Origin of the sequence: Caballeronia zhejiangensis (assembly GCF_000698575.1) — a bacterium.
Lineage (GTDB): Bacteria > Pseudomonadota > Gammaproteobacteria > Burkholderiales > Burkholderiaceae > Caballeronia > Caballeronia zhejiangensis.
In genome coordinates this window covers 356,283-377,316 of record NZ_JFHD01000003.1, presented here as the reverse complement: position 1 = coordinate 377,316, position 21,034 = coordinate 356,283, and the positions used below count along the sequence as shown (strand labels likewise).

General features: G+C 64.0%; 19 protein-coding genes. 9 read left to right on the top strand and 10 right to left on the bottom strand.

What is annotated here, in order from left to right; genetic code table 11:
* The first annotated feature begins 123 nt into the window (after positions 1-123).
* The gene (locus BG60_RS07660; protein ID WP_008347724.1) at positions 124-378 is read left to right on the top strand and encodes a DUF6723 family protein; all 255 of its coding nucleotides are present in this window, start codon (positions 124-126) and stop codon (positions 376-378) included.
* Between the two features lie 278 nt (positions 379-656).
* Entirely contained in the window at positions 657-2,078 is a 1,422-nt protein-coding gene (locus BG60_RS07655; RefSeq protein ID WP_008347726.1) for an MFS transporter, read from the top strand.
* Between the two features lie 111 nt (positions 2,079-2,189).
* Here BG60_RS07655 and BG60_RS07650 read toward each other — a convergent pair whose 3' ends face one another.
* From BG60_RS07650 to BG60_RS07630, 5 genes are all read right to left on the bottom strand, one after another.
* On the bottom strand, positions 2,190-3,143 hold the full coding sequence (locus tag BG60_RS07650) for an ABC transporter permease (RefSeq protein WP_033536250.1): 954 nt from the start codon (positions 3,141-3,143) through the stop codon (positions 2,190-2,192).
* 8 nt (positions 3,144-3,151) lie between these two features.
* A complete protein-coding gene (locus BG60_RS07645; RefSeq protein ID WP_008347730.1) occupies positions 3,152-4,132 on the bottom strand; it encodes an ABC transporter permease in 981 nt (326 codons plus the stop codon).
* Complete coding sequence (locus tag BG60_RS07640) at positions 4,122-5,684, bottom strand: sugar ABC transporter ATP-binding protein (RefSeq protein WP_008347732.1); 1,563 nt, start codon at positions 5,682-5,684, stop codon at positions 4,122-4,124. Before BG60_RS07640 ends, BG60_RS07645 begins: the two co-directional genes overlap by 11 nt.
* 71 nt (positions 5,685-5,755) lie before the next feature.
* Positions 5,756-6,772 (bottom strand): ABC transporter substrate-binding protein, encoded by a 1,017-nt coding sequence (locus BG60_RS07635; protein ID WP_008347733.1) that lies wholly within the window; start codon positions 6,770-6,772, stop codon positions 5,756-5,758.
* 138 nt (positions 6,773-6,910) lie between these two features.
* Positions 6,911-7,999, bottom strand: a complete 1,089-nt coding sequence (locus BG60_RS07630) for a LacI family DNA-binding transcriptional regulator (RefSeq protein WP_008347735.1) — start codon at positions 7,997-7,999, stop codon at positions 6,911-6,913.
* A gap of 211 nt (positions 8,000-8,210) precedes the next feature.
* Here BG60_RS07630 and BG60_RS07625 point away from each other — a divergent pair, with 211 nt between their 5' ends.
* Both BG60_RS07625 and BG60_RS07620 read left to right on the top strand, forming a co-directional pair.
* On the top strand, positions 8,211-9,011 hold the full coding sequence (locus BG60_RS07625; protein WP_008347737.1) for a phytanoyl-CoA dioxygenase family protein: 801 nt from the start codon (positions 8,211-8,213) through the stop codon (positions 9,009-9,011).
* Complete coding sequence (locus BG60_RS07620) at positions 9,008-9,940, top strand: aldose 1-epimerase (RefSeq protein WP_008347740.1); 933 nt, start codon at positions 9,008-9,010, stop codon at positions 9,938-9,940. The genes BG60_RS07625 and BG60_RS07620 overlap by 4 nt, the downstream gene beginning before the upstream one ends.
* Positions 9,941-9,950: 10 nt before the next feature.
* On the opposite strand, the gene BG60_RS07615 is transcribed toward BG60_RS07620, so the two are convergent.
* The 3 genes from BG60_RS07615 to BG60_RS07605 form a co-directional block, all read right to left on the bottom strand.
* Positions 9,951-10,250, bottom strand: a complete 300-nt coding sequence (locus tag BG60_RS07615) for a hypothetical protein (protein WP_008347741.1) — start codon at positions 10,248-10,250, stop codon at positions 9,951-9,953.
* Positions 10,251-10,558: 308 nt separating this feature from the next.
* Entirely contained in the window at positions 10,559-10,879 is a 321-nt protein-coding gene (locus BG60_RS38680) for a hypothetical protein (protein WP_033536253.1), read from the bottom strand.
* A 107-nt stretch (positions 10,880-10,986) separates the two neighbouring features.
* Positions 10,987-11,208 (bottom strand): hypothetical protein, encoded by a 222-nt coding sequence (locus BG60_RS07605; protein ID WP_008347744.1) that lies wholly within the window; start codon positions 11,206-11,208, stop codon positions 10,987-10,989.
* A 113-nt stretch (positions 11,209-11,321) separates the two neighbouring features.
* Here BG60_RS07605 and BG60_RS07600 point away from each other — a divergent pair, with 113 nt between their 5' ends.
* On the top strand, positions 11,322-12,533 hold the full coding sequence (locus tag BG60_RS07600) for a putative DNA modification/repair radical SAM protein (RefSeq protein WP_008347746.1): 1,212 nt from the start codon (positions 11,322-11,324) through the stop codon (positions 12,531-12,533).
* Complete coding sequence (locus BG60_RS07595) at positions 12,533-13,954, top strand: UdgX family uracil-DNA binding protein (RefSeq protein ID WP_034470996.1); 1,422 nt, start codon at positions 12,533-12,535, stop codon at positions 13,952-13,954. Before BG60_RS07600 ends, BG60_RS07595 begins: the two co-directional genes overlap by 1 nt.
* Positions 13,955-13,959: 5 nt before the next feature.
* Here BG60_RS07595 and BG60_RS07590 read toward each other — a convergent pair whose 3' ends face one another.
* Positions 13,960-14,748, bottom strand: a complete 789-nt coding sequence (locus tag BG60_RS07590) for an SDR family NAD(P)-dependent oxidoreductase (protein ID WP_008347750.1) — start codon at positions 14,746-14,748, stop codon at positions 13,960-13,962.
* Between the two features lie 258 nt (positions 14,749-15,006).
* On the opposite strand from BG60_RS07590, the gene BG60_RS07585 reads away from it, so the two are divergent.
* From BG60_RS07585 to BG60_RS07575, 3 genes are all read left to right on the top strand, one after another.
* The gene (locus tag BG60_RS07585; RefSeq protein ID WP_008347752.1) at positions 15,007-15,786 is read left to right on the top strand and encodes a DUF4410 domain-containing protein; all 780 of its coding nucleotides are present in this window, start codon (positions 15,007-15,009) and stop codon (positions 15,784-15,786) included.
* Positions 15,787-15,864: 78 nt separating this feature from the next.
* A complete protein-coding gene (gene cls, locus BG60_RS07580; protein ID WP_008347754.1) occupies positions 15,865-17,136 on the top strand; it encodes a cardiolipin synthase in 1,272 nt (423 codons plus the stop codon).
* 106 nt (positions 17,137-17,242) lie between these two features.
* Positions 17,243-19,312, top strand: a complete 2,070-nt coding sequence (locus BG60_RS07575) for a putative bifunctional diguanylate cyclase/phosphodiesterase (protein WP_008347756.1) — start codon at positions 17,243-17,245, stop codon at positions 19,310-19,312.
* 83 nt (positions 19,313-19,395) lie between these two features.
* On the opposite strand, the gene BG60_RS07570 is transcribed toward BG60_RS07575, so the two are convergent.
* On the bottom strand, positions 19,396-20,937 hold the full coding sequence (locus BG60_RS07570; protein WP_033536180.1) for a DHA2 family efflux MFS transporter permease subunit: 1,542 nt from the start codon (positions 20,935-20,937) through the stop codon (positions 19,396-19,398).
* Positions 20,938-21,034: the final 97 nt, after the last annotated feature.

The following is a 21,034-nucleotide window of genomic DNA, read 5'->3' as shown; positions in this document are numbered from 1 at the left end:
CCCGTCCTGCAAGGCGTTCGGGACAGTGCGGCACGGGATTTGCTGGACGTGTCGCTCAAATCGATAACGTGCGCGTGACCGTCAGGCGCCAGCATCACATCAAGCGAAACCATGTCCAGACCGATGCCTAAAGCCCCCTCGACATCAGGCGCAGGCGCGCACGAAGACTTCGATATCTACGCGTCGTATGTGGTGAATGCGACGGGCCTGCACATCGGCACGCTGAAGGTCGTGAGAAAGCGCGACAAGCGCGTGCTCTATCCGTTCGATGGCTGCGAGACCATCGGCCCGTTCGAATCGAGCGAGGACGCGCGGCGGGCGGCCGAAGCGCTCGGCCACCGCATCGTCGCGGCGGATCTCGCCAATCCGGAGCCATGATCCGCGCTCGCGCATTGTCCTATGACATGCGCTTTCGACGCAGGCGGAACGTCTCATCCCCGTGAGCGCGTCGAGGCTGCGAGCCGCGCGGTAAGAAGCCCCGGCGAGTCCACAGACGATCGGCAAGAATGGCCCGCGCGCTCGGGAAAACCCCAGCGCCGTCATCGTCCTAGGACATGCCAGGCAAGCGGCATGCGTCTGTATCTTGATCTCAAGGCGGTGCATGGCGCGCGAACTCGAGCGCAGCACCGGGTCCATGACGCATCCGGAAGACGACTATGAGTGACGTGCAACCATCCACGAGGCAGGGTCAACACGCGGCGCCCGATGAGACGCCCTCGCGCGCGCCGATTCGACGCGCCATGGCCGCCTCGGCAATAGGCAATGCGACCGAGTGGTTCGACTACGGCATCTACAGCTACGGCCTGACCTACATTTCGGCCGCGCTCTTTCCCGGCAGCACCGCGCAAGCCACGCTCTTCGCCCTCGCCACGTTCGCGATTTCGTTTCTCGTGCGTCCGCTCGGCGGCCTCTTCTGGGGACCGCTCGGCGATCGTCTCGGCCGCAAGCATGTGCTCGCGCTGACCATTATCATCATGTCGATGGCGACGCTGCTCGTCGGCTTGCTGCCTTCATATGGAAGCATCGGCATATGGGCGCCCGTGGCGCTCGTCGCGTTGCGCATGATCCAGGGCTTCTCGACGGGCGGCGAGTATGGCGGCGCGGCCACGTTCATGGCCGAATACGCGCCCGATCACAAGCGCGGCTTTTGCGGCAGCTTTCTCGAATTCGGCACGCTCGCGGGCTTTTCGCTCGGCGCGTTCCTGATGCTCGGCTGCTCGGTGCTGCTCGGCAACGACGCGATGCACGCGTGGGGATGGCGCCTGCCGTTTCTCGTCGCGGCGCCGCTCGGTCTCATCGGACTGTATCTGCGCTCGAAGATGGAGGACACGCCGGTGTTTCGCGAATGCGCCGAAGCGGCGGAGCGAGAGCATCAGACGGGTGTGTCGTTGGGCGAACTGTTCGCGAGCTACTGGAAGCCGCTCTTGCAGCTCGGCGGGCTCGTCGTGGCGCTCAACGTCGTGAACTACGTGCTGCTCGCCTATATGCCGACGTTCATGAAGAAGGAGCTCGGCATGAGCGACAACCTCTCGCTGCTGCTGCCGCTCATCGGCATGCTGTCGATGATGGTGCTGCTGCCGTTCGCGGGCGCGCTGTCGGATCGTATCGGACGCAAGAAGGTGTGGTGGCTTTCGCTCGTCGGCATCTTCGTCGCGGCCGTGCCGATGTTCTCGCTGATGACCCATGGCATTGCCGGCGCGCTGATCGGGCTTGCGGTGCTGGGGCTGCTGTATGTGCCGCAACTCGCGAGCATCTCCGCGATGTTTCCGGCGATGTTCCCGACGCAGGCGCGGTATGCGGGGATGGCGATCGCCTATAACGTGTCGACGTCGATCTTCGGCGGCACCGCGCCGATGGTCACCGATTGGCTGATCGGACGCACAGGCAGCACGCTGGTGCCGGCGTATTACATGATGGGGGCTTGTGCGGTTGGCGCGGTTGCGTTGGTGTTCGTTACCGAGACGGTCGGGTGTTCGCTGCGCGGGCGGGGGATTCCTGGGGCCGGGACTGGTGCTGGTGCCGGGACGCAGCGGGACGATATGGCGCATGACGTGTTGCCCGAGCATCGGCATGCTTGATGTTTTTTTCGCCGGATCCCGTTTTCGCGTTGGACTATTAGCACAGGGGCAACGCTAATAAGCCGAAAGCAAAACGGGATCCGGCGAAATCCACCGTAGAGAAAGCAAACCTCAGTGCGCCACTTTCACCTTATTGTTCCCACTCAAAACCCGCGCCTGCAGCAAGATCACGAGCAGTAGAAACGCACCGCGAATCACCGACTGCCAGTAGGCGGAAAGCGAAATGAACCCGAGCCCGTTCTCGAAGTTGAGCAGATTGAACACGAGCCCGAGCAACGCGACGCCCGCGACGGTCATCGCGATGGACCCATCGCCGCCGGTCAGTCGCGTGCCACCGAGGACGACCGCGGAAATCGCGAACAACTCCCATCCGACGCCTTCATTCGGCTGTCCCGCGCCGAACTGCGCGGCCAGAATCGCACCGGCGATGCCCGCAAGCAAGCCGCTCAGCGCATACACCATGACGAGCGTGCGGTCCACGTTCAGGCCCATCAGCCGCGACGCTTCCTCACTTCCGCCGATGGCGAGCGCATGCCGCCCGAAGCGCGAACTGCGCAGCGCGATCCATCCGGCAAACGCGGTCAGCGCCGACACGATGCCCGGTATCGGCAAGCCGAACAGATCGCCCTGACCGAATGCGGCGAAGTTCGAATCCGATGAAATGCCGACCGCGTCGTTATGCCCGAGCAGCAACGCAAGCCCATGCGCGCCGAGACTCGTCGCGAGCGTGACGATGAACGGCAGGATCCGCATATGCGTGATGACGAGCCCGTTGAGCACGCCCACCGCGAGGCCTGCGAGCGAGCCGGAAAGCACCGCGGCGAGCCCGCCATGCGGGCTCGCCAGCGCCGACACCACGCTCGCGAGCGCGGCCACCGCGCCGACGGACAGATCGATGCCGCCCGTGATGATGACGAACGCCATGCCGATCGAGATCAGCAGGAACATCGAGTTGTATCGCCAGAACGACGTGATGTTGTACGCGTCCGCGAAATGTTCGTAACGCATGACGCCGAGCACGAGCAGCGCCGCGAGCGCGATGAGAATCGGCAAGTTCTTTTTCATGTCGACGTTCAACCTCGCTTGCGTTGCACGTACACCGCGACGATGATGATCGCGGCCTTCAGCACCAGCGCGGCGGCATCCGGAATGCCGTGCGCGAGCAGCGTATAACGCAGCAACTGGATGATGAGCGCGCCGATCAGCGTGCCCGTGATATACGCCTTGCCGCCCGTCAACGCGGTGCCGCCGACCGCGACCGCCGCGATCGCATCGAGCTCCACGCCGAGACCGACGACATTCGCATCCGACGACGAATTCACCGAGATCGAAATCAGCCCGGCTAGCCCGGCGAGCGCCGCGCATACGGTGTACGCGATCATCTTCACGCGCGCGGTCGGAATGCCCGAGAGATACGCGGCGTCCTCATTGCCGCCCGTCACGAGCAGGAACTTGCCGAACAGCGTCTTGCGCACGATCCACGTAAAGAGTGCGACGAGCACGAGCATCAGGAGAATCTGGAACGGCACGCCCGCGATCTTGCCGAGCGCGATCCATTGAAACGCGGGATTCGTGAACGCCTGAAGGCTCCCATCGGTGACGACTTGCGCGATGCCGCGGCCCGCGATGAAGAGCACGAGCGTCGCGACGATCGGCTGCACGTTCAGTCGCGTCACGAGAAAGCCGTTGAAGACGCCGCATAACGCGGCGGCGACGATCGGCAGCGTGAACGCAAGCACGATGCCGAGCGGCCCGTCGATGTTCATGAAGAGCATCGGCGCGAGCGCACCGGCTATCGCCATCGACGCGCCCACGGACAGGTCGATGCCGCCCGTCGCGACGACGAGCGTCATGCCGATGCCGACGATCACGATCGTCACCACTTGCGTGAGATTCACGTTGAACGTCTGCAGCGAAACGAAGTGCTGCGTGAAGATCAGATTGAAGACGATCATCGCGAGCAGCACGGCGACTTCGCGCTGAATCGCCACGCCACGCTTCTTCTTTGCCGATGCCTGCACGATCGGCGCGGCCCGTTGCGTATCATCGATCATGTTTCGCTTCCTCTACCGCCTCGGCGAGCGTCGACTCGGCGCCCGCGCCATACGCGATCGCATCCATGATCGACGCCTCGTTCATCTGCGCGCCGTCTAGTTGCGCGACCGTTTCGCCGTCGCGGATCACGACTGCGCGATCCGCCACTGCCGTGAGTTCTTCCAGTTCCGATGCGGACAGCAGCACCGCCATGCCGGCATCGCGCAATTCGCGCACGATCTTCGCGACGTCGGCTTTCGCGCCCACGTCGATGCCGCGCGTGGGCTCGTCGAGCAGCAAGAGGCGAGGGTGCGTCGCGAGCCAGCGCGCGAGCAGCACCTTCTGCTGATTGCCGCCGGAAAGTTCGCGTATCGGCTGATCGGGCGAGCGTAGCTTGATGCCGAGCGATTCGATGAAGCCATCGACGATCTCGCGCTGCTTCGCGACATCGACGACGCCGCGTTTCGTCAGCGCAGGCAGGCAGACGAGCGTGAGGTTGTCGCGCACGGAAAGCTCCGGCACGATGCCTTCGGCCTTGCGATCTTCCGTCAGATACGCGACGCCGCGCGCGATCGCATCTTTCGGCGATTTGAACGATGCTGGCTCGCCGTTTATATCGAGCGTTCCTTTCGCCGGGCGATCCGCGCCGAAGAGCAGGCGCATCGTTTCCGTGCGGCCCGAGCCGAGCAGGCCCGCGAGGCCGACCGCTTCGCCCGCGTGAACATCGAGCGATACGTCCGTGACCTTCGCGCCCGCCGCGAGCCCTTGCGCCGCGAGCGCGACCGGACCGCGCTTCGCGAGATTCGCTTCCTTCACCGCGCTGTCTTCATGCACGACGGCGGCGAGCGTGCGGCCGAGCATCGTCGTGACGAGCTTCAGCTTGTCCATCTGCTGCATCGTGTTTTCAGCGACGGTCTGGCCGTCGCGCATCACCGTGACGCGATCGCACAGCGCATAGAGTTCATCGAGCCGATGCGAGACGAAGATGACCGCGCGCCCGTCGTCGCGCAAGCGGCGCACGACGGTGAAGAGCAGCTCGACTTCGCGCTCGTCGAGCGAGGACGTCGATTCATCCATGATGACCATCTTCGCATCCGACGACACCGCGCGCGCGAGCGCGACCATCTGCTGAATCGCGGTGGAATAGTCGCGCACGGGCTTTCTCACATCGATACGCAATCCGAACGATTCGAGCAATTCGCTCGCACGCCGTTGCACTATCTTCCAGTCGATGAGACCGAAACGGCGCGGCTCGCGCCCGAGAAAGATGTTTTCCGCGACGGAGCGGAAAGGCACGAGATTGATCTCCTGATAGATCGTGCTGATGCCCGCTTCGCGCGCTTCCTTCGGCGTGCGGAAATCGACTTCGCGGCCATCGAAGCGAATCGTGCCCGCGCTCTTGCGATACGCGCCCGTGAGAATCTTGATGAGCGTGGACTTGCCCGCGCCGTTCTGGCCGATGAGCGCGTGCACTTCGCCTGCTGCGACGGTCAGGCGCGCGCGCTTCAACGCAGCGACGCCGCCGAACGCGATATCGATGTCCTGCATGTCGAGAAGGGGAGTCTGAGCCATGCGTGATATCCGTCGAAATGAAAAAGCGAGCGCCTCCGATCAGACGCCCGCAAGTCACACACACACTTCGCTCAGTACCCGTACTGCATGCTTGCGTCGACGTTGCTCTTGTCGTAGAAGCGATCCGAGACCTTCACCCACGGCGGCACCGTTTCGCCCTTCGCGTACTTCTGCGCGACGTCGCATGCGAGCGGTCCGAAGAACGGGCTGGATTGCACGCTCGCGCCGAGCTCGCCCGCCTTGATCGCTTCGAGGCCGCCCTTGGTGCCGTCGATCGTCACGAGAACGATATCCTTGCCCGGCTGCTTGCCCGCCGCCTTGATCGCCGCGATCGCGCCGAGCGCCATTTCGTCGTTGTGCGCGTAGACCGCGGTCACGTCGGGATGCGCCTGCAAGAGCGTCTCCATCACCTGACGGCCCTTGTCGCGCGCGAAGTCGCCGCTTTGCGACGCAACGATCTTCATGCCGGGATTCTTCGCGATGACATCGTCGAAGCCTTTCTTGCGATCGTTCGCGGCGGACGCGCCCGTCGAGCCTTCCAGCTCGATGATGGTCGCCTTGCCGTTGGTCGCCTTCACGAGCCAGTCGGCGGCGCGCTGACCCTGATCGATGAAGTCCGAGCCGATGAACGTGATGTAGTCCTTGCCCGCCTTCGCCATCGACTGATCGATGTTGCGGTCGACCAGAATCACGGGAATGCCCGCTTTCTTCGCCTGCATCACGACCGGCACGAGCGGCTTTTCCTCGCGCGGCGGGAAGACGAGCAGATCGACGTGCTGCGCGATCATGCTCTGGATGTCCGAGACCTGCTTCGCCGCGGAACTGTTGGCGTCGGTCATGACCATCTGCCAGCCGCATTTCGCCGCGATGTCCTTGAAGCTCTTCGTCTCCGCGAGACGCCACGGATTATTGCTCTCGGTCTGCGCAAAGCCGACCTTCAACGGCTTCTTGTTCGGGATCTTCGGCAGGCCGTCGTCGGCGGCGTGGGCGGCGGTGAAGCCGGCCGCGAGCGTGAGTGCGGTCAGGGCGGTCAGTGCGGCAGCGAGCGGGCGCAGGCCCAGGCGCGATTTCTTATCTAATGACAGCATGTCTTCCTCCATTGAATGGTTAGGCTTTTTCTGATGACGCCGATGCTTGGTGTTGCCCGGTCTGCCTGCTGCGAGAGTCAAACTGCGTACCGCGTTCCGTGCGAATGCGGCGATTGCTTCAGCGCATTTCATTAACGATCAATCGCTAATATTATTAATGGCCAACTGTTTGGCCTCGGTGTTTTCCGCGACGGAGCCGCGCTCGATCAGCGGTCCGTCCAGCTTCACGGTGCGACGCCGAACGGGTGCGCCCGCGGCCCGGTTCTCTTCTTCCTGCAGCAGCGTCTCGACTGCCCAGCGCCCTAGCTCATAGTTCGGCAGCACGACGGTCGAAAGCGGCGGATGCGTATGCCGCGCGATTTCCTGATCGTCGTAGCCGAGCACGGATACATCGTCGGGCACGCGCAGTCCGAGCTGCTTCAACGCCTCGATCGCGCCGAGCGCCATCAGGTCGTTCGCGCAAAAGATCGCGGTCGGCGGATTCGGCTCGCGCATTAGCGAGAGCGTCTGTTCGAAACCGGTGTCGGGACTCCAGTCCCCTTCGCGCACCAGTTCCGGCGCGAACGGCAGATCGGCTGTGGCGAGCGCGGTCCGATAGCCCTTCAGACGATCGCGCGCCGCGTCCTGCCACGGCTCGCCGTTGATATAGCCAATGCGCTTGTGCCCCGCGGCCAGCAGATGATCCGTCGCGGTGTGCCCGCCCGCGACTTCCGCCGGCACCACAGAGGACACGCTCGCATCGCTCGTGTAGCAGTTGAGCAGCACGGTCGGCACCTTGGCGAGCACGGCCGGCAGCGTGACGCGGCGGGTATAGACCGTCGCGTAGATCACGCCGAGCACGTTCGGATTGCCGAGCGTCGCGTCGAGCACGCGCGCCTCGATCTCCGCATTGCCGTGCGTCGAATAGACGGCGAGCATGCGCCCGTTGGCGAAGGCCGCGTCCCGCGCGCCGTCGATGCTCACGACCGGATGCGGGCTCGTCGAAATTTCGTCGGCGAGATAGACGATCAGATTGCGCTCGCGCTGGCTATCGAGCGCGGCGACCGGTTCGCGCTGCGTCATGCGATAGCCGAGATCTTGCGCGGCGCGCAGCACCTTGTCGCGCGTGGTGTCGGAGAACTTCGCGCCGCTTGCGTTGTTCAGCACGAGCGAGACCGTCGATTGCGAGACTCCGGTGAGCTTCGCGATGTCGGTCATCGTCGGGCGGCGTTGCGTGGATTTTTTCATTGTGCGTGCCGCGCCGGGCGGCTGAACTCTGCGCGAAACCTGTCTCGCGGGCCGGAGAAACTTGCCACTAATATTAGTGATGAACGACGCGGAAAGCACGTTTTTATTGGTCATTTCTGCTCAGGGTTTTCACTGGTTATTACTAATAATATTGACGAGCGGATTACACGCATGCGATTCTGTTTTCGCACTCGCAACGAGGAGAAAGTGCATGGGCAAGTACGACGAGAGCGCGCGAGACGCGCTCGCCGAAGCGTTCGAACGAGACGGCTTCGTCCTGCTGCGCGATCATTTCCCGCGCGCGACGATCGACGCATGGCGCGATGCGTTCGCGCCGCTTCTGCAACCGCACGTCGATGCAGCGCGCGAGGCGTCGGCGAGCGGCAATCGCGGACCGGGCCGCTATTACGTCACGCTGCCGTTCGAAGGCGAGTTCGCGGACCCGTCGGTCTTCTGCGATGAAGACATCGTCGGGATCGTCGAACGCGTGGCCGGGCGCGATCCGGTGATGTGCCAGCTCGCCACCGACACGCCGGTGCTCGGTTCAGAGTTCCAGGACTGGCATCGCGATACGCCGCCGCTCTTCGACGATGCGCCGGAAACGCCTTCGTTCCAGCTCGCGGTGAATTTCCCGCTCGTCGATGTCGATGACCGCAACGGTCCGCTCGAAACGACGCGTGGCACGCATCGCATGTCGCGCGATGAGGCGCTGGCCGGTCTCGAAGCAGGGCGCTTCCCCGCCGAGCGCGTGCCGATGAAAGTCGGCGACGTGATGATTCGCGATGTGCGCGGCCTGCATCGCGGTACGCCGAATCTCATCGGCGAGCCGCGTCCGATGGTCGTGATCGGCTACAGCCGCGCGTGGTATTTCCGGCCCGAGGTGCATATCGACGTGCCGCGCGACGTCTTCGCCGCGTTGCCTCCGCGCGCGCGGCGGCTGCTGCGCTTCAATCCTCAGGTGGAAACGACGGCGCGCACCTTCGACGAAAGCTATCGGCAGTTTGCATATTGAGCGCCGCGCCGTCCGATCCGCTCGTCGAACTGCGTCATGGCGCGCGGCGCGTGCTGCTTGCGCCGCACGTGGGCGGATCGATCGCGGCCTTCGACGAAACGCGCGACGGACGTACGATCGACTGGTTGCGTCCCGCGACGCCCGCCGCGCTGGCCGCACGCGATCCGCTCGGCATGGCGAGCTTTCCGCTCCTGCCGTACTGCAATCGCATCCGCGAAGCGCGCTTCGTGTTCGACGGTGCGCTCATCGATCTTTCCGGCGACGGCAACGCCTTTGCGCACGCGCTGCACGGCAACGCGTGGCGCTTGCCGTGGCGTGTCGGCGATGTGTCGGACGCCCGCGCGCGTCTGCATTTTTTGCACGAACCCTCGCGCGATGCCGCGCGTCACTGGCCGTTCGCATACGAGGCGACGCAGGACATCGCGCTCGATGACCACACGCTAAGCGTGACGCTCTCCGCGCGCAACCTGTCCGATCGGCCGATGCCGTTCGGCATGGGACATCACCCGTACTATCCGCGCACGCGCAATACGCGCGTTCACGCACGCGTCGCGTCGATGTGGCACAGCACGCCCGATCTGCTGCCGACGCATGCGGGCGCGCATCCGTGCGTCGATGCGATGGCGTCGCAAGAAGGCATGTCCGCCGATGCCTTCGATCTCGACAACAACTTCGCCGGTTGGTCGCGCACGGCGACGATCGCGTGGCCCGACGAACGCCGCGCGGTCGCGCTCAGCGCGCAAGCGCCGTTCGATGCCCTGGTGGTGTATGCACCGAAGTCGCATCCCGATTTGCTCTGCGTTGAGCCGGTGAGCAACGTGGCGGACTGGGTCAATCTCGATGTCGACCGCGCCGCGAAGGGCGGCGCGGTGCTGGAACCGGGCGAGTCGGTCAGCGCGACATTCGCCTGGACGACTCACACGGAATAAGGCGTCGCGCCTACTGACCGAAGAAAACGTTGCAGTTCGCCGGGCTGCAGTCGCTATCGCGATGTCCGCTCGCGGAGGCGGGCTTCATGCCGCCATACGCGGAGTCGCCGCCGGAGGCTTGTTGCGGCGTCGCGGCGGTTTGCGTCTGAGATTCATCGGGCATGGCCTGCGACATGTACATCGGGCGCATCGTCTGGACGAGTTGCTGCGCATCGGCGGGCATGCCTTGCGCGTGCGCGACACCGATTCCTGACACGACCGCGCATGCTGCCATCATCGCGAGAAATTTCGGGTTGATCTTTGCCTTCATGTTCCAGCTCCTTGAAACGAATGCACAAGCAGCCGGGAACGCGAGTCTCGGACTCCTTGCCGCTTTGCCGATGGACGGATGAATGGATCGAGCGCGGGCTCGCTTCGTCCGACGCGACAAATGACGACGCACCGGGCGCGACGAATGGCGCTCGGGGATTACCTTACGGCGATGGGAAGGCGCGAGAAATCCCTATCTGGCAGGGATACCTTGGTGGGGATAGGCGTGCGGGTTTAAAGAAGAAGCACGAAAAACGCGCCCGGACTTGCGAAAGTCCGGGCGCGCCGAAATGCGGAAACTCAATACGTTTATTCCGACTTGCCGGAGGTGCCGCTCGACATGTTCGATCCCGAGCTGCCCTTCTTGTGCATCTTGCTGCTGCCCTTGGACGAATCCATCGTGTTCGAGCCCGATGCGCCCGACGTCGAGCCGGTTACACCGTTGCTGTTCGGCGTGCCCATTCCGGTGCCGCCCTGACCGGCCCCGTTGCCGCCCGCCGTGCCGCCACCCGCGCCTGCGCCACCCGCGCCGCCGCCGCCGGCACCGCCGCCCGCGCCTTGCGCGAATGCCGCGCCCGACAAGCCCAGAATCATGGCCGACACAATCAAACTTCTCTTTGCGTTCTTCATGGTTTCCTCCCGTTGATCAATGATCTCGATGCGCGCCGCCTTGCGCAAAGCTGCGGCGTCGCAGATTACATTGCGCAATCACCGTGCCGCGGGAAGAAATCGAATTGTCATGCAGTCGCCTCGTCACACCACTCGATGGCCCACGCCCGCGCGCAATGGACGGCATCCGACTCGCTCGCGAACGCATCCAGCTCGCCGGATTCGAATACTTCCGCATGCGCGGTGCGCTCGTCCGCCGGACGCGTGATGCGTGCGTGCGCGTAGTAGCTGCCGTCTTCGTCGTGATGGGCGGTGCAGTCGATGTGAAACGTCTTGTAGTCGAATCGCATGAAAGGCTCCGAAAGAGATTGCGAGGGCAGGCGCGAAGCGTGCGATGCCGTGATTACCTTTGACTCCGCGCCTCTCGTGAGATACTGTATAAACATACAGTATCATAATCAAGATGGATCTCTCCGAAAAGCTCGAAATTCTCGCCGACGCCGCCAAATACGACGCGTCGTGTGCGAGCGGCGGCGCGCCCAAACGCGAGTCGCGCGGCATCGATGGCCTCGGCGCGAGCACCGGCTCCGGCATCTGCCACAGCTTCACGCCCGACGGGCGCTGCGTCTCGCTGCTCAAGATTTTGCTGACGAACTTTTGTCTGTACGACTGCCGGTACTGCATCAATCGCCGGTCCAGTAACGTGCCGCGTGCGCGCTTCACGCCGGAAGAAGTTGTTACGCTCACGCTGGATTTCTACCGTCGCAATTACATCGACGGGTTGTTTCTCAGTTCCGGAGTGATTCGTTCGTCGAACTACACGATGGAGCAGCTCGTCCTCGTCGCGAAATTGCTGCGTGAGAAGCACGGATTTCGCGGCTACATCCATCTGAAGACGATTCCCGATGCCGATCCCGAACTCATCGCGCAAGCGGGACGCTATGCCGACCGTCTGAGCGTGAACATCGAATTGCCGACGGAAATCAGCCTCGAGCGGCTCGCGCCGGAAAAGAGCGGCCGCACGATCAAGCTGGCGATGGGCAACATCCGCGTCGCGCGCGAGGAATCGGAAGCGGAGCCGCGCGCGCCGAAGTTCGCGCCGGCGGGGCAGAGCACGCAGATGATCGTCGGCGCCGATGAAACCGACGACCGCACGATCCTCGGCACCGCCGAAACGCTGTACGGCTCTTATCAGCTAAAGCGCGTGTATTACTCGGCGTTCAGCCCGATTCCTGACAGCCCCTCGGGCGTGCCGTCGAAAGCGCCGCCGCTCTTGCGCGAGCATCGGCTGTATCAGGCGGATTTTCTGATGCGCGGCTACGGTTTCGCCGCCGCCGAACTGCTCGGCGATGCCGGCAATCTTCCGCTCGATGTCGATCCGAAACTCGCGTGGGCGCTTGCGCATCGCGAGCGCTTTCCCGTCGATCTGAACGCCGCGCCCGCGCGCATGATCGCGCGCGTGCCGGGCATCGGCATGCGCAACGCGAAGCGCATCGTGGAGTTGCGGCGCGAGCGGCGCGTGCGCTATCACGATCTCGTGCGGCTGCGCTGCGGCATGGACAAGGTGAAGCCGTTCGTCGTCACGGCGGATTACCGGCCGCCGCTCGACGAAGCGCCTTCGGACAGTCTGCGGCGCGCGCTCGCGACCGGCCCGGTGCAGCTTTCGCTGATCTGATGCACGTCATCGCCATCGACGACGAATTCGACGCCTGGCGCGTCGCCGCGCTCGATGCGCTCGCGCAAAAGCTCCCGCCCGAATCGATCGACTGGCGTACGGCTCAGGCGGAGCCGGCGTTGTTCAACGAGTCGGCGCGATCGGCGAAAGCGGCGAAGGCAGCGGATGCGCCGCCTATCCGCGTGTCGCGCGAACTCGCATCGCTGCTGAAAGACGCCGCGCATTTTCGCGACGCGCGCCGCTGGAGCTTTTTATATCGCGTGCTGTGGCGCTGGGCGCAGGGCGACCGCTCGGTGGCATCGCCCGCCGATGAAGACGGCGCGCGCCTCTACAAGATGGCGAAGGCGGTGCGCCGCGCGCAGCACGACATGATCGCGTATGTGCGCTTCCGGCAGCGCGACGCGTCGCTCGGCGCGCCGGAATTCGTCGCGTGGTACGAGCCGGATCACGACGTGCTCGCGTGGGGCGCGGAGCATTTCGCCGCGCGCATGGGACGCTCGACGTGGCTCATCGCAACGCCCGACGGCGCCGCGATGTTCGACGGCGAGCGCCTGCAACTGGAGCGCGGCCGCGCGCTGGCGTCGGATCATGCGGCGGTCTTGCCGGATGCCGCCGAAGCGCTCTGGATGACCTACTACCGCAGCATCTTCAATCCGGCGCGACTGAACGAATCCGCGCTCGAACAGCATATGCCGGTGCGTTTCTGGAAAGGGCTGCCGGAAGGCGCACTGATCCCGAAGCTCGTCAGCGATGCGCGCGGCGGCGCGCGACGCGTCGCGCAGGCGCAAAACGTCGGCGCGCTCGGCGGCAAGGCGGTTCAGGTCGATGCGCTCGCAGCGCAGCCGGAGCGGGACGCGCCCACATCGCTCGATACTTGCCGCCGCTGCGATCTGTGGCGCAACGCGACGCAGGCGGTGCATGGCGCCGGTCCGTCCGATGCGCGCATCATGCTGCTCGGCGAACAGCCCGGCGATCAGGAGGATCTGAAGGGCGAGCCGTTCGTCGGACCGGCCGGGCAACTGCTTCAGGACGCGATGCAGCGTGCCGGCGTCGTGCGCGAGCACGTCTATCTGACCAACGCGGTGAAGCACTTCAAATGGGAGCCGCGCGGCAAGCGCCGTCTGCACAAGACGCCCGCGCAGCAGGAGGTCGAAGCCTGTTCGTACTGGCTCGAACAGGAACTGCATGACGTCGGCGCGAAGGTGATCGTCACGCTCGGCGCGACCGCGTTGGCCGCGCTTTTCGGACGGCGCGCGACGCTTTCGGCGCATGTCGGGCGCGTCGTGCCGTATCGGGACAAGCTGGTCGTCGCGACGTATCACCCGTCCTACGCGCTGCGCCAGAACGACGAAGCCGCGCGCGAAAAAACCGTCGCGGCTATCGTTGCGGCGCTGGAGCTGGCGTCGTCGTTGAAGGCCTAGCGCGCTCAGAACGCCGCGCGCACGACGCCGCCATCCGCGCGCAACGCCGCGCCGTTCGTCGCCGATGAAAGCTCCGAGCACACGTACGCCACCATGCTGCCGATTTCCTCGGGCGTGATGAAGCGCTTGAGAATCGACGTGGGCCGCGCTTCTTCGAAGAACTGCTTCTCGAATTCGCCGAAGCTCTTGCCGCCCGACAGTTTCTCGACGAACTCGGTGACGCCTTCGGAGCTCGTCGGCCCCGGCAGCACCGAATTGACGGTCACGCCGGTGCCCGCGCAGGTTTCCGCGAGGCCGCGCGCGAGCGAAATCTGCGCCGATTTGGTCACGCCGTAATGAATCATCTCGACGGGAATCTGAATGCCGCTCTCGCTGCTGATGAACACGACGCGGCCCCAGTTCTTCTCCTTCATCTTCGGCAGATACGCGCGCGACAGGCGCACGCCCGACATCACGTTGGTGTTGAAAAAGCGCAGCCATTCGTCGTCGGGAATCTCTTCGAACGGCTTCGGATCGAAGATGCCCATGTTGTTCACGAGAATATCGACGTGCGGAAAGCGCTTCACGAGCGCGTCGACTTGCGCTGCGTCGGAGACGTCGCCGGCGAAGCCTTCGCCCTGTGCGTTGGGCACGAGTTCGCGCAGTTTAGCCAGCGCCGCATCGACAGACGCCTGCGAACGGCCGTTGATGATCACGCGCGCGCCTTCACGCGCGAGCGCCACGGCAATGGCATGTCCGATGCCCTTCGTCGATCCGGATACCAGCGCGAGCTTGTTGCCGATCTTGAGATCCATGTCTGCTCCTTCGATTGGGTTGGCGGAATGCGCCGGCGATTTCGCCACGACGCGTTCCGGGATGTTAGCCATAAGCGCAGTACGTTGCTGAAGCCGCGTCCGGCAAGCGTTCGCCGCCCGTGAAACCCCGCGACATAAATGCTCGATGGCTTCCGCCGCGGTCATCGTCCATAGTTGCGTCCAGCGTGAAACGAAGCAGATGCAGCAGCGAGAACCGAGCCGTGTCACGCATCCACGAATCCACACAGGAGGTGCAACATGTCCAGCTCGATCAACTTGTTCAAGAAAGTGCGCGGCGCGGCGCTCGCCGGTTTCGTCGTCGGCACGGCGCTGCTTGCGGGATGCGCGAGCAATCCGGCGCAGGCATCGAATCAGTACGGGCAGTACGTGCAGACCGTCGCGGCTGCGCCCGCCGTGCGCCCCGACGCGATCTACGTCTACGCATTCGCCAGCGATGCGAACGACGTCAAGCTCGACAATCACGGCCTGATTTCGAAGCTCGGCTCGGCGATGTCCGGCGATTCGCAAGCGCGGAAGCAGACGCAAGACGCCATCGCGGCGCGCGAGGAAGTCGCGAACGAAATCGTCGCCAAACTGCAATCGATGGGTCTCCCCGCGATCCGCGCCGACGTGCCGCCGCCGCAAGATCGGAGCGTGCTCGTCGTCGAAGGAAGCATCAATACGATCGATGCGGGCAATCGCCGCCGCCGCATGGTGATCGGCCTCGGCGCGGGCGAAAGCAAGGTCGGCGCGACGGTGCAGGTCGTCCTCAAGCCCGCGAACGGCGTGCCGCAACTGCTCGAACAATTCGACGCGAAAGCCGACAGCGGCCACGCGCCGGGCGTCGCGGAAATGGCGGGCGTCGGCGCGGCGGCGGGGCACGTCGCGACATCGCTCGCGGTGTCGGGCGGGCTGCACGCGGTGTCGGAGACGAAGCACGCGGATGTGTCGTCCGATGAAAAGCGCCTCGGCGACACCATCGCCAAGCAGATCGCCAAGCTCGGCCAGGAGCAGGGCTGGATGCCGGCGAAGAGCTAAGGGAAGCGGCGGCCGTTGCGCGGTCCGGAACGTGCTTGCACTAGAATCCGGACGAATGTTCGCTTCGCGAGGCCGCGCATGCCGACGATTGCCCTGATTGTCCTGACCGTTGTCGTGACGCTCGTCGTCGTGTTGGTGATCGCGAATCTGACGAGCGGCGAAAAGAAGATCGAGCACAGGATCGAACGGCTGTACGCGAGCGACGACCCGCAGTTTCTCCGTTCGATGGGCTTGCTGCTCGGTCCGCCCGTGGTCGGCGGCAACCGCTTCGAGGTGCTCGTGAACGGCGACGAGATTTTCCCGTCGATGCTCGAAGGCATTCGCGCGGCGCGAGAGACGATCACCTTCGAAACCTTCATCTACTGGTCGGGCGCGATCGGCGAGCAAATCGCGCAGGCGCTCTCCGACAAGGCTCGGGCGGGCGTATCGGTGCATGTGCTGCTCGACTGGGTCGGCACGTCGAAGATGGACAAGCGCTATCTGCGCATGCTGCGCGACGCGGGCGCGGAAGTGATCCAGTATCACAAGCCGCACTGGACCGGGCTCGGCCGCATGAACGACCGCACGCACCGCAAGCTGCTCGTAATCGACGGGCGCATCGGCTTCACGGGCGGCGTCGGCATTGCCGAGGAATGGACCGGACACGCGCAGGACGAGAAGCACTGGCGCGACACGCATTTTCGCGTCGAAGGCCCGGCCGTCGGGCAGATGCAGGCCGTGTTCATGGACAACTGGATCAAGACGACGGGCAACGTGCTGCACGGCCCGCGCTATTTTCCTGACATCGACGATGCGGGCGACGGCTTCGCGCACATGTTCAGCAGCTCGCCGTCCGGCGGCAGCGACGACATGCAGCTGATGTACCTCATGGCGATCACCGCGGCGACGCGTTCCATCCACTTGTCGAGCGCGTACTTCGTGCCGGACAAGCTGACGATCAACGCGATCGTCGAGGCGGCGCGGCGCGGCGTGCGGGTTCGCATCATCACGCCGGGCAAGCGCATCGACACGCATACGGTGCGCGAGGCATCGCGCGCGTGCTGGGGCGACCTGCTCGCGGCGGGCGTCGAAATGTTCGAATATCAGCCGACGATGTTCCACTGCAAGCTGATCGTCGTCGATGAGTACCTGGTGTCGGTCGGCTCGACGAATTTCGACAGCCGCTCCTTCAAGCTGAACGACGAAGCCAATCTGAACATCTACGACCGCGACTTCGCGCGCCAGCAAACGGCGATTTTCGATGACGACGTCGCCCGCGCGAAACGCATCACGTTCGAAGACTGGCGCCGCCGTTCGCTCACCGAGAAGCTGCTGGAGCGCGTGGCCGCGCTGCTCGATCCGCAGCTTTGACTTTCGCGCATTCCGTGTTGCGAATATTTCTCATCTTGGCCTAAAGATCGCCTGACGAAAGCCGATAAGACGCTCACGCAAACGGGTCTCTCGGTCTACGGCAATCATGCACGGCACCTATAACTTTTGGCTGGTCGCGGCATCGCTCGTAGTCGCCACGCTCGCTTCCTTTACTGCGCTCGATATCTCGGGCCGCATCGCATCGCTTGCGCAGTCGCGCACGCGGCACGTCTGGCTCGCGGGCGGTGCGGCGTCGATGGGCATCGGCATCTGGTCGATGCATTTCATCGGCGTACTCGCGTTCGAATTGCCTATCCCGCTCGGCTATGACCTGAAGATCACCGCCGGGTCGCTCGGCATCGCGGTGCTCGTGTCGTTCTTCGCGCTGCTCGTCATTACGAGCAGGCGTCTGACGATGAAGCGCCTCGTCGCGAGCAGTCTCTTGATGGGCGCGGGCATCGCGGCGATGCACTACACGGGCGATGCCGCGATGCGGATGCAGCCCGCGATCACGTACGATCCGCTGCTGTTCGCGGCGTCGATCGTGATTGCGGTGGTCGCATCGGGGGCGGCGTTGTGGATCGCCCATACGCTCTCGGATGCGAACCAGACGAACGTGCTCGCCAAGCGACTCGGGTCGGCGCTGGTGATGGGCCTCGCGATCACCGGCATGCACTACACGGGCAACGCGGCGGCGGAGTTTCTGCCGGGCTCGATCTGCGGCGCGGCCAACGACATCGACTCGCGCTGGCTCGCGACGACTGTCGTGCTATTCACGCTGACCATTCTGATTATCACGCTCGTGCTGTCGCGCTTCGATGCGCGCACGGCGCTGCTTGCAGGTTCGGTGTCGCGGCTGAACGGGCAGATCGTACGCATGGCGACCTTCGATACGCTGACGGACCTGCCGAACCGCCGCACGATGAACGAGCGCATCGATCGCGCGATCCGAAACGCGCGTCACAGCGACAGCCGTTTCGCGATTCTCTTCATGGACCTGGATGGCTTCAAGACGATCAACGACTCGTTGGGCCATACGGTCGGCGACGAAGTGCTGAAGGCATTCGCGCGACGTCTGCAGGAATGCGTGCGCGGCGGCGACACGGTGGCGCGTCTGGGCGGCGACGAGTTCGTCGTGATGCTCGAACACCTGCACGCGCCGACGGATGCCGAGAAGATGGCCGAACGCATCCTCGATACGATGAAAAAGGGACTCGTCGTCGGGAGTCATCCGTTGCAGGTGATGCCGAGCATCGGCATTGCGCTCTTTTCGCAGGATGGCGACAGCGTCGAATCGCTGCTCAAGCACGCGGACGTCGCGATGTACGAAGCGAAGCGCGGCGGGCGCAGCACCTATCGCTTCTTCGAGGCGAGCATGAACGAGGCGGCGGTGCGGACGCTGCAGATTCAGCAGGCGTTGCACGAGGCGCTGAATGGCGGCCATTTCTATCTTCTGTTTCAGCCGAAGTTCCGAGGCAAAAGCGGCGAACTGGCGGGCGCGGAAGCGTTGATCCGGCTGGATCATCCGGAGATCGGCACGTTGACGCCGCTCGAGTTCATCCCGATCGCGGAGCGTTCCGGACAGATCGTGCAGATCGGATACTGGGTCGTGCGCGAAACGTGCCGGCACATGTCGCGTTGGCGCGCGGAAGGGCGTCCGCCGGTGAAGGTGGCGATCAACCTGTCGCCGCGGCAGATGCACGAGGCGGATCTTGTCGCGAACATCATGACGATCGTGCGCGAGGAAGGCGTCGAGAGCGAGCAGATCATGTTCGAGATCACCGAGTCGGTGGCGATGCAGGACGCGCCGCGCACCATCGAGATGATTCGCGCGTTTCAGGAGAATGGTTTCGAGATCGCAATCGACGATTTCGGCACCGGATATTCGAGCCTCGCGTATTTGCAGCGGTTTCGCGCGAAGCAGTTGAAGATCGATCGGTTCTTCACGAACGGGCTGGATGAGAACGGGCAGGAGGGGCGCGCGATCGTATCGGCGATTATTGCGCTCGCGCATTCGCTCGATATGGATGTCGTGGCGGAAGGCGTCGAGACCGGGTCGCAGCTCGATCGCTTGCAGGACATGATGTGCGATGAGATGCAGGGGTTCTTGCTGGCGATGCCTTTGTCGGCGGATGCGTTTGGGGGGATGCTGGAGAAGGCTGCTGTCGGTGTTTGATTTTTGGTCGTGGAATCCTGTGAAATCAGGATTTCACGAAACGAGCCCGAGGGAAAGCCACACAAAAGACGCAAACACGAACCTCAATCCATCGCCGCATGCGCCACCGACTCCTCCGCCGCGGCCTTCTTCGCCGGCCGGATCAGCAGCAGCAACGGCACCACCAACAACGTCGCGACAAACATCAGCTTGAAGTCGTTGAGATAAGCAATCATCGAAGCCTGCTGCGTGATCGTTTGATTGAGCATCGCCATGTCCGTCATCGAGCCGCCGGACAGCATCGGCTGCATCGCCGGATTGAACGGCGTCACTTGCGCGGCGAGGTCCGCGTGGGCGACCTGCGTGTTGCGCGTCATCAGCGTCTGCACGATCGAAATACCGATACTGCTGCCGATATTGCGCATCAGGCTGTAAGTCGCGGTGCCATCCGCGCGCAACTCGGGCGTGAGCGTCGAAAACGTCAGCGCCGACAGCGGCACGAACACGAGTCCCAGCCCGAAGCCCTGAATCACGCCCGGCCAAACGATATCCGATGCCGACAGCACGATCGTGTAATGCATCATCTGCCAGAGCGCGAACGCCGAAATCAGAAATCCCGACAGCAGCAGGACACGCGCATCGATGTGCTTCAGCAGGCGTCCGGCGACGAGCATCGCGATCATCGTGCCCGCGCCGCTCGGCGCCGTGACGAGGCCTGTCGTCGCGACCGGATAGTTCATCAGGTTCTGCAACATCGGCGGCAACAGCGCGCGCGTCGCGTACATCACCGCGCCGATCACGAAGATGAAGCACGTTCCGGTCGCGAAGTTGCGGTCCTTCAGCAACTGATATTTGAAGAACGAGCGCGACCCGGCCGTCGCCGTATGCGCGATGAAGAACACGAAACTCAGCGCCGCGAGAATCGCCTCGATGCGGATTTCCATCGATCCGAACCAGTCGAGTTGTTCGCCGCGATCGAGCATCGCTTGGAACGCGCCGATCGCAAGGCCGAGCGTCGCGAAGCCGAACGCGTCGAACTTCACCGCGCGGCGCGCGATCTGCGCGGGCAGAAACGTCACTACGCCGAAGAGCGCGAACGCACCGATCGGCACGTTGATGAAAAAGACCCAGCGCCAGTTGTAGCTGTCCGTGAGCCAGCCACCGAGCGTCGGACCGAGAATCGGACCGACCATCACCCCCATGCCCCAGACGGCCATCGCCTGGCCCTGTTTCTCGCGTGGATTGATGTCGAGCAGGATCGATTGCGACAGCGGCACGAGCGACGCCCCGAACACGCCCTGCAACAGCCGCGACGCGACGATCTGCGTGAGCGTCTCCGACAGCCCGCAAAACGCCGACGCGACGGTGAAACCCGCAATCGAAATACACAGCAGCTTCTTCACGCTCAACTGGTCCGAGAGCCAGCCAGTGAGCGGCGTAGCGATCGCGGCGGCGACGATATACGAGGTCAGCACCCAGGTGATTTCGTCCTGGGACGCCGACAGCGTGCCCTGCATATGCGGCAGCGCGACGTTCGCGATGGTGCTGTCGAGCGTCTGGATCAGCGTGGCGAGCATGATCGAGACAGTCAGCATGCCGCGGTTCAATGGCGCTGCGGCGCGTTCCGTGGGGACTTCGAGGGACATGGACGTGGCCGCAAGGCGGCGGCTTTTGTAAGTACGATGATGATAAGCAGGCTTATTATAGAGCGGCCGCGATCTCGCGCAATGCGGTCAATTACCG